Origin of the sequence: Methanobrevibacter arboriphilus, from assembly GCF_019669925.1 — an archaeon.
Classification (GTDB): Archaea; Methanobacteriota; Methanobacteria; order Methanobacteriales; family Methanobacteriaceae; genus Methanobinarius; species Methanobinarius arboriphilus_A.
In genome coordinates this window covers 2225001-2241454 of the sequence record NZ_AP019779.1, presented here as the reverse complement: position 1 = coordinate 2241454, position 16454 = coordinate 2225001, and the positions used below count along the sequence as shown (strand labels likewise).

At 25.0% G+C, this 16454-nt stretch carries 12 protein-coding genes (1 of these 12 only partly in view); 4 read left to right on the top strand and 8 right to left on the bottom strand.

Annotated elements, in window-relative coordinates; genetic code table 11:
• Positions 1 to 114: 114 nt before the first annotated feature.
• The gene (locus MarbSA_RS09720) at positions 115 to 5151 is read right to left on the bottom strand and encodes a right-handed parallel beta-helix repeat-containing protein (protein WP_221061521.1); all 5037 of its coding nucleotides are present in this window, start codon (positions 5149 to 5151) and stop codon (positions 115 to 117) included.
• A 579-nt stretch (positions 5152 to 5730) separates the two neighbouring features.
• Between MarbSA_RS09720 and MarbSA_RS09715 the strand changes: the two genes are divergently transcribed.
• Positions 5731 to 6009 carry a DUF4491 family protein gene (locus MarbSA_RS09715; RefSeq protein ID WP_042703584.1) on the top strand — a complete coding sequence of 93 codons (279 nt, stop codon included), beginning with the start codon at positions 5731 to 5733 and terminating at the stop codon, positions 6007 to 6009.
• A gap of 34 nt (positions 6010 to 6043) precedes the next feature.
• The gene (locus MarbSA_RS09710) at positions 6044 to 6205 is read left to right on the top strand and encodes a hypothetical protein (protein WP_156314593.1); all 162 of its coding nucleotides are present in this window, start codon (positions 6044 to 6046) and stop codon (positions 6203 to 6205) included.
• Between the two features lie 14 nt (positions 6206 to 6219).
• Here the strand turns inward: MarbSA_RS09710 and MarbSA_RS09705 are convergent, their stop codons facing one another.
• The 7 genes from MarbSA_RS09705 to MarbSA_RS09675 all read right to left on the bottom strand — a co-directional run bounded on the left by MarbSA_RS09705 (position 6220) and on the right by MarbSA_RS09675 (position 13379).
• Positions 6220 to 7050 carry a BRO-N domain-containing protein gene (locus MarbSA_RS09705; protein ID WP_054834871.1) on the bottom strand — a complete coding sequence of 277 codons (831 nt, stop codon included), beginning with the start codon at positions 7048 to 7050 and terminating at the stop codon, positions 6220 to 6222.
• 181 nt (positions 7051 to 7231) lie between these two features.
• Positions 7232 to 8236 (bottom strand): hypothetical protein, encoded by a 1005-nt coding sequence (locus MarbSA_RS09700; RefSeq protein ID WP_221061520.1) that lies wholly within the window; start codon positions 8234 to 8236, stop codon positions 7232 to 7234.
• 15 nt (positions 8237 to 8251) lie between these two features.
• Positions 8252 to 8494 (bottom strand): hypothetical protein, encoded by a 243-nt coding sequence (locus MarbSA_RS09695; protein WP_054834868.1) that lies wholly within the window; start codon positions 8492 to 8494, stop codon positions 8252 to 8254.
• Between the two features lie 573 nt (positions 8495 to 9067).
• Positions 9068 to 10633, bottom strand: a complete 1566-nt coding sequence (locus tag MarbSA_RS09690) for an MFS transporter (RefSeq protein WP_221061519.1) — start codon at positions 10631 to 10633, stop codon at positions 9068 to 9070.
• Between the two features lie 422 nt (positions 10634 to 11055).
• Complete coding sequence (locus MarbSA_RS09685) at positions 11056 to 11706, bottom strand: DUF1697 domain-containing protein (RefSeq protein ID WP_054835699.1); 651 nt, start codon at positions 11704 to 11706, stop codon at positions 11056 to 11058.
• A 147-nt stretch (positions 11707 to 11853) separates the two neighbouring features.
• Positions 11854 to 12192 carry a NifB/NifX family molybdenum-iron cluster-binding protein gene (locus MarbSA_RS09680; protein ID WP_054835700.1) on the bottom strand — a complete coding sequence of 113 codons (339 nt, stop codon included), beginning with the start codon at positions 12190 to 12192 and terminating at the stop codon, positions 11854 to 11856.
• A gap of 422 nt (positions 12193 to 12614) precedes the next feature.
• Positions 12615 to 13379 (bottom strand): hypothetical protein, encoded by a 765-nt coding sequence (locus MarbSA_RS09675; protein ID WP_221061518.1) that lies wholly within the window; start codon positions 13377 to 13379, stop codon positions 12615 to 12617.
• A 927-nt stretch (positions 13380 to 14306) separates the two neighbouring features.
• Between MarbSA_RS09675 and MarbSA_RS10375 the strand changes: the two genes are divergently transcribed.
• Together MarbSA_RS10375 and MarbSA_RS09665 are read left to right on the top strand one after the other, a co-directional pair.
• Positions 14307 to 16052, top strand: coding sequence for a radical SAM/SPASM domain-containing protein (locus MarbSA_RS10375; protein WP_244987871.1), 1746 nt, complete (start codon positions 14307 to 14309; stop codon positions 16050 to 16052).
• Positions 16053 to 16081: 29 nt separating this feature from the next.
• Positions 16082 to 16454: the start of a B12-binding domain-containing radical SAM protein gene (locus MarbSA_RS09665; protein ID WP_221061517.1), read on the top strand. 1106 nt of this gene lie beyond the right edge of the window; 373 of the gene's 1479 nt are visible here — the first part of the coding sequence; the start codon lies at positions 16082 to 16084; its stop codon lies off the right edge, out of view.

The window sequence follows — 16454 nt, the reverse complement described above, 5'->3', positions numbered from 1 at the left end:
AATTATTATAAATAATTTGAAGGTAAATATTCATAATATATTAATTAATCATATCTAATGAAATAGATAGTATATTATTAAGGAGCCTTATTACTATTGTTTAAAAGCTTTCCATTAATTATCATATATAACCTCTTTTGATAGATCTGTAAAAGTCAAACCTACCATTGAAATGGCCCCAGTTAAAACAGCAGCATTTGAAACAAAACGAACTATATCTCCATTCTTAGCTGAATTTATCATAGCATCCTTTACTTTTATGATATTTTCCATTATACCAGTCCAATTTTCATCACGAGGATCGGGAATTATATCACTAGGAGGAGTAATACGAGGATAAGTTATTTCAACATTTCTATCATCAAAATCTGTATCACGACTACCTGGCATTAAAGAAATTATAAGTCCTGCTCTCATAATATTATTATAATTTAAAGAATATAATTTATCTCCTATTTCGTTCATTGTTGTTCCATTAGGTACACCGCGGAGTATATCTATATTATTAAGATTAGGAGTGAATGAATCTATGAATATATCAACAAAGTTATTATTCCTATAAAACTCCGCTAAATCATCACGACCCATATCCTCAAAAGTATTTGCCCAAAAAGGCCTACAAAGCTCAATAGTGGCAGGAATTAATAAAGCAGCTGAAAATACAGAGAATAAAGAACCTAAACCAATTCCAGAAAATGATAATGTTCCAGTTCCAGATAATTCATAAAACAAAGAACTAAAAACCCCTGAAAACATGATCGAAAAATTTACCAATTTATTTAAATCAGATGATAACTTAGAACTAATATTAAGCAAATTATTGGTGAAATTGACAATGGCATCTGTAATATCATCATGATAGCAAGGATTACCCATAATATTTTGTGAACTGAAAAAATCTCTTATAATACCTGTTTCAAGATCAATCAATAACATTCTTTCAAAATCAGATTCAGTTCTTACAAGTATATATCCATTCTCAAAACTAATTTCTAATTTATCACCATGCGCAAGATTATTTAAAATACCCATTAGAACTCCATCATTATTAAAAGTTATTCCAAGTCCTCCAGTTAATTGTTCAACAAGAGAAAATGAAAAAGAACATGCTGAACGAAATGCCCATACATTTTTTTCATCACCATAAATATCTATTCCCATTCTATGGTCACTTTCACCAGTACCATACAAATGATCAAAATCATTACAAAGAGACATCATTATAGGAGTGGTTCTATTCCAAGTAACATTAAATTCAAATGCTGCTTGATCTGCAACACGATCATGACAATATATAGTATTTAATAATTCTAAAAAACTCCCATAAGCTGCTTTCATAGCACCCATTTCAGAATTATCTGCAAATGACAACCAATAACTTAAATCATCAACAGTAACATTCTTCGTTGCAATAACATAACTTCTTAAACCTTCATAACCAGCACTATGAACATCACTCATATTAAAATCAATATCTTCAACAAGGTTTTCACCATTCATATAATAAATATTACTAGATCTAGTTTTTAATGAACTATCAGGAAATTTAGAAGTTGAAATATTTAAACTACTAATTGGTCTAATAAGAGAAGTATCACCAAAATAAGTTATACCAGTTAAAAGTTCATCAATAAATCTTTCATGATTGTTTAAAATAAATTCAATATCACTATCAGATAAAGTGATATCATCTTCATAATAATAATTATATAATTCAACATAAGTTATTAACTTATCTCTTTTAGACATAAGCTTAAAATCATTCCAATTTTGAACAATATAATTTAAAGTTGTAGTATACTGAAAATCATCATATTCTATTAATGCTGAGTTAAATAATGAAATGACTTTAAACACATCATCTGAATAAAGGTCTTTAAATTCTATATATGCAGTATTTACAATAGAGCTTGTATATATAACTTCTCCATTGTATATTATATCAATATCTGATTTGAATATTCCTGTATTTCTCCAAAGAATACTAATCCATGAAACTGAATCATTCAAAGGCAAACTAAGTAAAATCGCTAAAGATTGATTAGTGAGAGTATCAATAGCACTAGAAAGTAAATACACGTCAATTGTAGGATTTTCAAACACATAAGTATAAATCATATAATCATTAATAGTTGCAGCAACACAAGTAACATTTTCAAGATTCACTAAACTTAAATCACCTATAATTGACCGATTTATTATTAAAGTTGCTTGTGCTATTCCATTTATAAGCTCAGATGAATTTGTAATAGTGCCATATTCACTAATAAAATTAATAATAATTCCATCAGGAATACAACCTAAAGATGAAACATCTTCACCAAGATTATTATGAGTCATATCAACAGTGATTGTTGATTCATAGACTTTCCCATCAAATACTTTATAGGAAGTTGGAGAAGCATTAGCAATAATCCAAGAATCAAAATAGAAACCTTCTAAATCAAACAATAAAATATTAACACTATCATCAAATAAACTACTTATTATTGGAGAATTAGTACCCCACCAATTATTACTAACATTAAGATTATTAAAAATAAAACAATTCAAATCAATATAATTATCATAAAAACTATTTAATAAAACATTAATATTATCCCCATATTCAATGTATATACCATATCCATTATCAATAAAACTATTTTCTTTAATAGAATAATTATTAGACTCAACTATAGATACCCCATAGGTGAAATTTGAAAAAGAATTATCCTCAAAAATAATTGATGATGAATACAAAGATTCAACAGCATATGCACCATCATCAGCTCTGAAAACATTAGAAAGTATTAAAAAATCATTAACATTTGAAATTTTCAAGCCTCTAGAATCAGTTGTATTAAAAATATTATAACCTATAAAATAATCACTTGCATTTAAAACATATACTCCAATATTACTATCACCTATATTAAAATTATTATATAAAATCCATACATTAGAAGATCTTTCTGATCCATTATTAATTATTGAACATTTATTGTTTGTAAATTTGTTTTGAATAATTGTACAATTTGAAACATCATTTAAAAATATTGCACTAGCATTATAATAATTATCTCCAGAAGACCCCCCATTAGAGTTTTTAAAGGTGAAACCAGAAATTATAATCTCATCACAATCCAAAAACAATATTGAAGAACTATTATCTAAAGGAGATAAAACTGTTTCACCATTAACATCACCAGATAAAATTATACTTTTATTTATAATATAATTTCCTTCATAAATTCCAGCTAAAACCTCAATATAATCTCCAACAAGTGTTTCATTTGCATCTATCGCCTCTTGAATACCATTATAAAATCTTCCATTATTATAATTAATAACACGACCAGGTAATGTTAAATTCCCCGTTTCATTAATAAATATCATTAATGTCTTAACTATTGTTTCATTACCAAAAATATCTACTGCTTTATATTGAATAAAATAATAACCTTCAGATAAATTTAAAACAACCCTACTATTATTTTCTGATACAAAAGACCCATTATTTATACTATAATAAACTGTTAAATTCTCACTATTAGCCTCAAGAGTTAAATTTTTCGAATTATTATACCATCCATTTCCAATACTAGGGGAAACATTTGGAGAGAATTCTTCTTCAATATTTGTTGTATTGATATTGAATGTTAGATTTTTTAATATTGCATGATTGCCAGCACGATCAACTGCATAATACTCAATAAAATAAGTACCATTATCTAAGAAAATCTGAGCAGATTTATTTTTAGAAATCCAATCACCATCATTAATCCTATAATACAAAACAGGATTAGAATCCATATTATCAGTAACATTCAGCTTCAAAGTTTTAGAGTAACTATAATTTCCCTCTTCTAAATTATTATTAACAACAGGAGGGGTTAAATCAATATAATATAATAATGTTTTCATACTTATACTATTTCCATAATGATCAGCTATTAAAAATGAAATAAGGTTAATTCCTTCATTCAAGCTAATAATAACAGAATTATAAGCAAGAACAGATTCATTATTATTAATCTTATATGCAATTATAGGATTAGAATCTAAATTATCAGTAACATTTATAGTTAAAGCCTTAGTTGAATTATACCATCCTTCTTCTAAATTAAAATCCCATTCTGGAGGAGTAATATCATGAGTTACATTAAATTCCCAATAAAGACCAGTATTTCCTGAAACATCAGCAGCAAAATAATTAATAATATACCTACCTTCATTTAAAACTATTCGTGCAGTTTTACTAGAACTAATATAGCTACCACCATTAATTCGATAATAAATTGTAGGGTTAGTATCCATATTATCACTAGCAGTTAAAATAAGAGTGCCATTATCATATGTTTGTGAAACAGTAGGTTTAGTAGTGTCAATTTTATATGTTACTGATTTTTGAGTTTCAACATTACCCTTAGCATCCTTAGCCTTATAATATAAATTAGTAGTACCTTGTTTTAAACTAATGGAAACAGATTTACCTCCTTTCACCCAATCACCAGTATTAATCTTATAATAAACACTAGGGTTAGTATCTTTATTATCACTAGCAGTTAAAGTCACAGTTTTAACAGTATTATACCAACCACCAGCAAGATTAATCGAAGTAGATGGGGGCGTAGTATCAACTGTAATTCCAGAAGAAGAAATCCCACTAACTAATGGGAAAGACATTTCAGATGGCAATGTCCCATCACGTTCATAAGCATATAGTACTTTGGAAAATCCATAAATAAGAGACTCATAACGAATTTCACCAACAGAACTATAAGCAAAATTAGGTGCTTGACCATTACTCGAATAAAAACTATTAATATTCTTAGCAACAGTTATATACTGAGATTTAGTAAGAGTCCCTTTACCAGTACCCTGAGGCTTACTCGGAGCTTTACGACTAGGAATAGTACTACCTGCCTTATTACCATTACTAATTTTAACAACAGTATTAGTAAGCATATTCAAATAATTTTCATCAGTAGCAGTCTTACCATTAATCTTCACTGATTTAGGAACTTTAGAATTCTCCTGAGTATACCTAAAAACATCTTCAGCACTACTTGCCATCTCATCATAAGTAAAACTTTCAGCAGAAACACCACTCACAAAAATAAAAAATGAAGCAATGAATAAGCTTAAAAATATAATTTTTTTGTTCATAATATCAACCCATAACAATATTAAATTTAAACATAAAAAAATATTAAATAATATTATTTAATAAATATCTTTTTTATTCATTTAATTCTCATAAAAAACTTCCATACAGAATTAATAAAATAATAAAATTTTCAAATGAAATATATCATACACAAAAATTATTAAGATTAAAAGTATTACTTAAACCCTTTAAAAACACAAAAAAGTAATACAAAATCCAATTATTTTATGAATTAATAATAAATTAATCAACTACATATATAAAAGTTTACAAAAAACCTAAAAATAAAAATATAAATACAAAAAAGTAAAAAAATAACAACTAAAAAAAAATAAAAAAAAACTCTAAACTAAAATATAACAAATATAAAAGCTTTAAAACAATATAAACCTATAATAAAATAAAAAAACTCCAAATAAAATAAAAAAACTAAGCAAAACTAAAAAACAAGTAATATAAAATAAAAAAATAATAAGAAAATCTAAAAAATAACAGCTAAACAGCATAACATACAGAATATAAAAATAATAATAAAAAAATAAAAAAATTTTTAAATAAATAAAGAAAAAAGTAGTATCATGTATTTCGAAGGAATAATCATCGGACTTAGTGCCTTTATAATAATAGGAATATTTCATCCAATTGTTATCAAAGGAGAATATTATATAGGTAAAAAAATCTGGCCAATATTTTTAATTGGAGGAATATTATCAATAATAATATCTTTATTTGTAAATAATTTAATACTCTCTGCATTAATAGGAGTCTTAGGATTCACACTACTATGGAGTATCCATGAAATTATAGAACAGGAAAAAAGAGTTGAAAAAGGATGGTTTCCTAAAAAACCAAAATAAAGTTGATTACCTTATAAAAAAAACATAAGAACAGTTGAAAGCTAAAGAAAAAATAATAAAAAGCCAAGAAAGGTCAATATATCTTCTTAAATGTCAGAAAAAAATAATTGCTAAAGAATTAGCTAAAATTAATGTTCATTTTCATGATCTTAATGATGAAGAATTTAAAAACCATATCAAGAAAAGAAATATCTAAGATGAAATTATAAATTATATTTCATCATCTAATAATTTTGGATTTCTAGCATTATTTCTAGTTATTACTTTCCTACCTACTTCTTTCTCCAAGCTTTTACGAGCATCTCCAGCAACGCTTCCACCTCTCTTTGCAACATCTTTACTTTCTTTAAATCCTTGAGGACTAAAACCTCTAGATATCTCCGTTGTAGAAGCTTCAGCCAACATATTAAGTACTAATTCAATATTGCTCATGTTGTCTCTGAGATTTTCTTTTTTAATATCTTTGAATTGTTTATATTCTTTTGTTGTCATATCTGACCATGCTTTAGTAATTTCATCAGTTAATAAAGCATATTCTAACCCTTCTTTAACGCCTGACCTATTCCATTCAGCTGTTAAGTCTTTACGAAACTCTATTGTTTTTAACCTTTGTGTTATCCATTCTTCAGAATATCCTTTTTTACGATAGTTACTTATTGCTCTTTCAATAGCTAATTGAGGGTCTGCTATTTCATCAAGTCTTTCTTTACCAACTTTAGCTAACCATTGTTTAAATGGTTCTGCATTTGGTGAAGGTATTGACTGAATTATCCTTAATATCTGTTCACTATCAGCGACATCAGTTAACCGCATTTTACCATCAGCAGCAGGCATTTTTAAACCGTGACAATTTGTCACAGTTTCATTACCTTCCTCTTTGAGCCGTTGTTTAAGCTTTCTCCAATATGCTGACGGATTTTTACTCTCACTAAGTACTCCTACAACATCAATAACTGAAAAAAACCATTCTTCTTTATCTTCATCCCATAATGCTCTAATTTCCCTATCTTCAAATAATTTTATGCTGTTTTTCTTTGACATTACATCAAAACCTTTTCCTAGTATTATTTTTTAAAATTTTAAAGCCTTAATTATAATTTTTTGCTTATTTTGTTATAAATTATTCTTTTATAATGTTTAATTATAATTTATATATCATATAATATTATTTTTTTTCCAAGTAAATGACAAATAATTATCATTTAAAAAACCTATTATTCAATTATGAAACCAATTGATTTTTACTATTCAACAAAATATCAACAGATTCTTTTATTTTAATAATTTCATTTTCTAAATTTTTATTATCTTCTTTAACAGAAAATTGTTCTTTATTAATTGTTAAATAAGGGATTAATGCTTCATAATTTTTTCTTAAATAGCTATCAAAACTATCTTCACTATCAACAGCATCATAAACTTCAGAATTACTCATATTCGGAGGAACATGGCCTGTAAATATACTAACAACATCCAATTCACTATATTTATCAGCTTTAACAACAACATTAGTTATATTTCTTCTGCAAGTGGTTGAAAATAGTTTTCTAAGATTATGTCCTCGAAACTTCCCAAAAAGACCATTTTTATCTTTTCCTAAATTTAAATTAGTATTTAAATTCTGTAGTATTCTTCTTAACCAATCAGCTGATAAAAATTCAGAAGTTCCACTATTTCTAAATAAAGCAGATTCTAATTCAATTGAATATCCTTCTTTAATTCTTTCTTTAAGATGTTCAAAAATATAATAGCTACATTCGCCAGTATTAAAGGTAATACAAAGATTACCTTCTTTTTGAGTTTTTTCAGGAAAAAAACCATAACAGGGAATTATTTCATAAGGGTTTTTAGATAACAATTCATCTAAGTCCATACTATGGTTGTAAATAGAAGTAGCTTCAAGAAAATCTTGAATTGTTAGACTTACAATATTTCCTCCCCTCATATCCCAAGTAGCCATTAAAGAAACTAAAACTTTATCCCTATTACTTTTACAAAAACCTAAACTCCTATTAATATCATCCCATGAAGGAATATCTTTAATTCGTGTTCTCCTAATTGAAGTATTATACTTTATCATTCTAGGCATTTTAATGCCATATTCTTTAAAAAGAGCACGAAAATATACTATTTTATGTTTCTTAACCCCTTCAGAATTTCCTTTTCTTTCTAAAAAATTATTATATAAAAGTTGATATGTGTTAACTTTTCTTTCAGATAAATCCAATACCTGTGGATTCCCTTATTCATTAGTAAATGGTTGTTCTTCTTTTTTAGCTTCAGCTATTAGTTGTGAAGGCGTTTTCCCAATTAGTTTATAAACTTCTCTAAAAACAATATTATATTTTCTAATGCTAGCTTTACCTAAATTTCTTCTTTGTATTAATTGCATTAACTTTATATTAGTTTCTGAAAACTTTATTATCTTTTCACAATCCTGCGTATTTTCTTTTTGAGATTGTAAAAATTTGTAGTTAATAATCAAAAATAGCTATTAAAATGTATAAGCTACTTAAAATGCCTCAATGAATTATTGAAAGGCTGAAAATTAGTAAATATCTAAAAAATAAATAAATAAGTGGAGTCACATGGATTTGAACCCCGATTCTGGGATTTTTCATATCTCAGTACTCCAATTGATCATCATACTATACAATGTTGATCATCATAATGTCAGTTACGCATTTTTTCTTCAAAAACAACTGAAGTCCCCAAAATATTTTTTTATTTTTACAATTTTTAGAACTTAAGAAAATTCACAAATATATTAAAATAATAAACAATATAAAACTTTCTAACAAACCTATTTTATATATTTATTATATAAAAATAAGCTATTCATTAAAATATGAAAATAAATTAAAATAATAAAACCCACAAAAAAGTACAATGAAATACCACAAAATAGTACAATAAGAATCCACAAAAAAGTACAAAAAAAGAACAAAAAACAAAATAAAAAAATAACAACTAAAAAAATAGAATAAAATAGATAAAAAATAATAAATAATAAAAAATTAATTCTCCAAATGAAAATAAAAGAAAATTAATTCTAATATCATGCCCTAGGAACTGAAGAGTTATAAACCCTTCCTTTTGGCATGACATAGCTAATAGCTGCACCAACAAGGAATATCAACGTCAATATATTGAAAATTAATCTCATAGACATACTTATAGTTTCAGAAATAATAGCTGAAGCATCTGCATGATATTCTGAAGGAATTTTTTCTGGAGTGCCAGTTTGCATCTTATCAAAATAGGTAAAAAGCTCACTATGCAACTCATCTTTTGTTAAATTTGTACCTAAATTAGAATCTTCAATAGAAATAGTTAATCCACCAATGATACCAACAATAAGTAAAACACCAATAAGAGCAGTCCCCATAGAATAACCTAAATTTTTAAATGTATTAAGTAAACCTGCAGCATCTGAATCCTTACTTTTATCAACAGCAGACATAACATAATTAGTTAATTGTGATAAAATCATTCCTACACCAGCACCAAATATCATTGTAGCTGGAATAATACTATATGGACTCATATTTGTTGAAAGTTCTCCACCTAAAAGCCATGTTCCTAAAGCAGCAACAATAAAACCTAAACACACAATATATTTAAGATTAATATACTCAGCTATTTTAACCCCCATTAATGATAAAGCCATTACAGCTATTGATGAAGGAAGTACAATAACCCCCGTCATGAAAGCATCTATATTTGTTACTTGTTGTAAAAACACAGGCATTATAAATAAATATCCAGCTAGTGGAATTTGTTGGAAAATCGAATTTACAATTCCTATAGAAAAAGTTTTATTTTTTAACAAAGTAATATCAGATAAAGGAATTTTATTTGACCTAATTCTTCTTCTTTCCCAGTATAAAAATACAACAAATAATGCAATACCAATAAACAAGACAATAGGAACAATACTCCATTTAGTAGGATCATTGAATAGTAATAATCCCATAACAATGATTATAAGAGAAATTACAGATAAAACAGCTCCACCATAATCAAATTCTTTCCATTTAAGAATAGATTCTGAATCTTTAATATAATAGCTATAGAATAGAATTATAATAACAATTAAAAATTCACTTCCAAAGATCATCCTCCAAGAGAGGAAATTAGTGAAAAATCCTCCAAATATAGGACCTATAGCTGATCCCATAGCAGATATACCTCCCCATATTCCAAATGCTTTGATTTTATCTCTGCCTTCGTAACTAACTCCAACAATCGTTGTAGTAGCTGGAAGCATTAAAGCTGCACCAATTCCTTCAAGTATTGCCCATCCTATAAGCAACATCTCTGCATTAGCACTTAATGAAGCTGTAAGAGTTCCTACACCATATATACAAACTCCAACTATAAATGACTTTTTTCTGCCAATTATATCCTGAATTTTACTACCAATAAGCATAAAAGAAGCTATTATTAAAGCATATAAAGCTATTATTGCTTGAATAGTTGTTAAACTAGTATTTAAATCTTTTACAAGGTTTGTTATAGCTACATTCATAGCTGACATATCTAAAACTATAATAAAAATAGCCATACAAGCAACTATTGCAGGCCCCCATTTATTCGTCCCTTTCCTTTTTGTAATGTTCATAAAAACCACATTCAATGTTTTTAAAATTAAATAAATTCTTATTAAAACCTTATTAAACACATTTTTAAATTATTATTAATTCATAAAATGATTATACATATACTACCAATATATCAGGATAAAAAAATAATCTTAAACATAAATAATCTTAAGTATAAATAATCTTAAGCATAATTATCTTTTATAATAAATTAATTTTAAGCCACCTATCAAGAATTATAAAGTAGTTTTAAGTCTAATTAGTAATTATTATAATAGTAATTAATAATATATAAAGAACTATAATATAAAATTTTACATAATATATTAATAGTTAAATATTCTAGCTAAAACTTATTAATCATGTTAAAAATAATATTATTAATCATTTCCTATTAAAAGAAATTATAAAGTGATAATACCAATAATATTACGTTTAAATTCTAAATTAAAATGTTTTTAATCTTTAATAATGTTTTAAAACTTCTAGTAGTAGCTGTATTATCTAATTTTGATTCAAAATAATTATTATTAAATTTAGTTTTATGATACCCATTTTTACAAACTAAGTAAATTTCTTTTTCAAATATTAAAAATTTATCATCAGAATTAAACTTTTTAGAGTCTTTAATTAAATTTTCAACAAGATTTCTGTTAATTTTATGTTTAAAAATAGTAACATATAATTCATTAATTGCCTCATTATTAATTGAATTATAATTAGAGTTATTATTAAGATTATTATTAAGATTATTATTAGGATTATTATTAGGATTATTGTTAGAATTATTGTTATGATTATTGTTAGAATTATTATTAAAAAATGGATTATTATTAATTAAAAAAATAAAGTCTTTTTCATTCATTAAAATAGAGTCAATCAAAAAACCAAAAGAATTATAAATATTTTCAGAAATTTTAGAAGAGATATCAACCATATCATTTTCATCACTTTCAAAAATTACATTACCACTACGAAGATAAGTTTTAATATTTTTAAACCCCATAGCTGAAAATAAGTTTCTCAAATCATCCATAGGAATAATATTATTTTTACCAACATTAATTCCTCTAAGAAAAGCTATGTATTTCATAAACTTTAATTTGTAACTAATCATTAAAGTAATTTAATCTATCAAAGTTTAATCCATTGAAATATTAATATTAATTAATATAATATCAATATTAATATTATATCAATATAATATCAATATAAAATTAAGAAAATAATAACAACCATATTAATTCTTATTATCTAATTTTATTAGTTCGTTTAAAGCACTATCAATATCAAAAGAAGTTGCATAAGGTTTTATATTGTTATTTATTAAATCATCAATTGCACCAGGACCAACATTAGCAACAAGAACTGTTTTAACATCTGAAATTAAATCTATTACCTTACTTCTAGCATTTTGATTATTTCCTTCACCAATACAGGATATACTAGAGTCTCGAGTTTCTAAAAATTTATAAGTTCCATCATCATAGATTTCATAGATCATAAATTTTTCTGCTCTTCCAAAATGTTCATTTACAAATTTACCATCATTACTTGCTACAGCTACTTTATAAGACATTTTACTACCATTAAATTGATTGAATTTTAATAAATTTGATTAAATTTGATTAAATTTGTTTTAATTTGATTGAATTTTAATTTTTATTATGTATTATTTGGTTATATATTGTTTTGAGTTTGTTTGAATTTTAATTTTATAAAAAAAATATTATAAAAAAGGTATTACAAAAAGGTATTACAAAAACCTTATATCAATTAATAAGTATGATATTATATAAATTTAACTATTGTTATATTTTAACTATTTTACTAATTTGCTATTCTAATAAACATAATATAATTAATAAACCTAATAATATAATAAATCTAATATAATTAATATTTCTAATATTTATAATACTTCTTATATTTTTTATATTTCTAATATTTTTTATTTTTAATACTTCCAATGAATATTCTACTTATTCTACATTTTACCATTTATTCTGAATTTTCTACTGCTTTTTCTACTGCCTTTTCTACTGCTTTTTCTAGTTCTGAAGATATTAATCCTTCTAAATCTAATAAATCATCTTTTACTTTATTGAATAATTCATAAATTTCTTTTTCATTATTATTAAATTGTTTTGAAGTATTATTGTCCTTTGAAGAGCTATCTTTATTTTTTGAAATATCTTTAATAGATAATAAAAAGTCATGTTTATTGATTTTATTATTTAAAGACTTAATTTCAACTTTTAATAAAGTTATAGCTCCATTAATCCTGTGAAAATCATGTTTTTTAGTTTCTTCTTCAATATTGTCTAAAAAATCAGTCCTTAAAAAGCCAATTGGTTTTTTATTTGAAGAATCAAATAAATTTTTAATATCTTCATCTTTATTTTTAATAGATTCTTTTTCAACTTCGAAAAGTTTTAAACATTTTTTTAAGCTAGAAACTACAGATTGCTGCTCTTGAACTTGTTTTTGTTCAAGAACATCTTTATTTAAATCAAGAATATTTTCTATTATTTTCAAAGTCTGTTCATTTATCTTTTTAGTTTCATTCATAATCATAAATGTTTGATTATTAAGCTCCTTTGAATCAATTGAAATTTTAAGTGCTTGTTTATTTAACTCATAAGTCTCATCAGCTGATCGATTCGCAGATTGACTTACTTTTAAAGTAATATATGCAATTATTGCGGTGATTACAGCTGTTATAAGTGGACCCCATTGAATAATTAAATCACTTATAAAACTCATTTTATTCCTCCTAGCTAATAGGCTAAATACTTTATATTATTTATTTTAATTTTAATATATAAATTTCATAGCTATAAATTCATAAATAAAAGATAAGCAAAAATAATAATAATAATAAAAATAACAGAGATAGTAATAAAAATAATAAGAATAGCAAGAATAATAACAACAACAAGAATAATTAAAAAAATAAAAAAATAATAGTAATAATAATAGCAGCAAAAATAATATTAAAACTAATAATTATATTAAAAACAGTAATATAAATAATAAAGCATATTACTAAAAATAATAAACATTGTGTAAAAAAATAATACTATTATTTAAAAATAATATTAATAAATCTAATAAATATTAATAAAGCAAATAAGAATAAAATAGTTACTATATACTAATATAACAAATAGTTTAACTAAAAACAATTTTCATATTATAGTAAATTATAAATAAATAAGACAACAGATATTAATACATTAAATTTTGGATAAATAATTGATACAAATAATATTGCCACTAGTATAATAAATACAATTATTAAAACATTGAAGTATCAATAGAGGAAATAAAATGTATTAATAAATATCAATTGATTAGATAGAGAAATGCTAAGTTATAATGAAATTATAGTTTAAAGTACTTCCTAGTCATCTAATTAATTATTAATTTTTATTTTTCATTCAATACTAATTTGAACCCTATTTTGAAGTTATTTGAACTATAGATTATATATTATATTTAATATTATAATTTCAGTTTTAGAAATAATAATATTTTAGTAATAATATAACTATAATAAATTTTTATATAACTTACTATTTTTCTACTACTCATTTTCAATTTATTTTTAAAATTTTACTTAAAATTCTTTTTTTTATTATTTCTTATTTTTTAAAAAAATTTATAAACATAAGATAAGAGGGGGATTTTATGAAATCAAAACCAGAACATGAAGAAGATGAAATCAAAATGGAAAAAATGATTGGCCTATTTAAAAAGGTAGCTGAAAATCCTGTATCAAATCGACTTCTTCAAAGAACTTTAGGATACTGTGAAAAAGACAAATCAACAAAACTTGAAAGTTCTCTTAATTATTATCTTGAAAAAAAAGATGATGTTTGTAAAAGTTGTAAGCTACTTTCAAAAATAGTAGGATATATAATTGAAAAGGGAGCAGTGAGTTTTAATGTATCTACAGATGAGCTTAAAGAAAAAATGGAGGATGAATACTGGGTGAAAGGATTAGCTAGTGTGATAAAAGGAATAACAATTTTTAAAATAAACAAGCCATTTGTTCCTGGAGCTCCTTTCCAAGTAGTTTGGAATATTACCAAAAAATGTAATATGAGATGTGTTCATTGTTATGAAAGTGCATCAACAAAAGCTAAAGATGAACTCTCAAGGAATCAAGTACTTAATGGAATAGACACAATGGCAAAGTCAGGTGTAACCTCCATAGCTTTTTCTGGAGGAGAACCTTCAATACATCCCCATATAATAGAATTTATAGAAACAGTAGATGATAATGGAATGTTTCCAGCAATTGCAACCAACGGATACATATTTAAAGATGAAAAAAAAGCTGAAAACTTTGTAGATAATGGATTAGGATTTGTTCAAATAAGCCTAGATGGAATAAACCCAAAAACACATGATTCATTTAGAAAAGTCAATGGTGCATGGGAAAGAGCAGTGAAAGCAATTAAAAACTTTGTAGATCTTGGAATTTTTGTAGAAGTATCAACCACAGTAACAGAACATAATATAAAAGAAATACCTGATATGATAAACTTTTTAAAAGAATTAAAAGTAGACTGGTTTATGTTATACAATTTCATACCTACAGGAAATGGAAGTGAAATATCAAGTTTAGATATTTCTCCAGAAAAAAGAGAAAAGCTACTTATGAAAGCATACCAAGAAAATACAGACAAAATGCAAATATTATCAACAGCACCACAATATGCAGCAGTAGCTGAATCTATAAACTCTAAAAGAAATAGATTAAATGGTAATTTTACAAGTTTTGAAGTTAATTCAAATAAAAATAATTACAAAAATATCTATGAAAATAATAATAAAAATAACTATGAATATACTAATGAAAATAACTATGAAAATAATGATGAAAATAATAGTGAAAATAGATATGAAGATAATAATGAATATTTAAACTTTAAAAATGAAATATATGATGAAGCAAATAATGAAAAAAGTGTTATACCAACTCATTTTTATAATCCTGAATATACAAATCCTATGATAGCCCAACTTGCTGAATTTATAGGAGGATGTGGAGCTGGAAGATTTTACATAAACATTGAACCGAATGGAGATATATATCCTTGTGTATTTTTCCCACATGAAGAAGAAGTAAAGATAGGAAACATAATCTATGATGATTTTGATGAAATGTGGAGAGAAAACCCTCTTTTAAAACAATTGAGAAATAAAGAATTATTAAAAGGAAATTGTGGAAATTGTGAATCTAATAACATTTGTGGAGGTTGCAGAGCTAGAGCATATAATTACTTTAAAGATGTATTAGCTCCAGACCCTGGATGCATAAAAAATGAAAGAGAATGGGAAATTTTAAAAACAAAAATAAGTGAAGAAGAAAAACTAAAAATAAATGAAATAGACCAAGAAAAAATAATTTTAGAACTAAAACATTAAATTTAAATTTAAACATTGGAGTTTAAAAAATGAAAAACACTGATGTGGTTTTAATAAATCCTATGGATAAAACAATCGTTAGAAATGGCTTAGGTCTTAGTGTTCCTCCTTTAAATTTAATGTATCTTGCAGGAGCACTTGAAAAAGCTTCAATAAAAGTACAAATATTTGATGATGACCTATATCAAGTCGGTCCTAATGAAGTTAATAGATATATTTCAAAAGTAGATCCAAAAGTAGTTGGTATTACTGCAACAACTGCAACCATAAAAGAATCATTAGTATATATTAAAAATATAAAAAAAATGTTTCCTCATATTTTAACTGTGATAGGAGGACCTCACACAACATTTAGACCAATAGAAACTTTAAAGGAAGAAAAGGGTCTCGATGTTGTTGTTA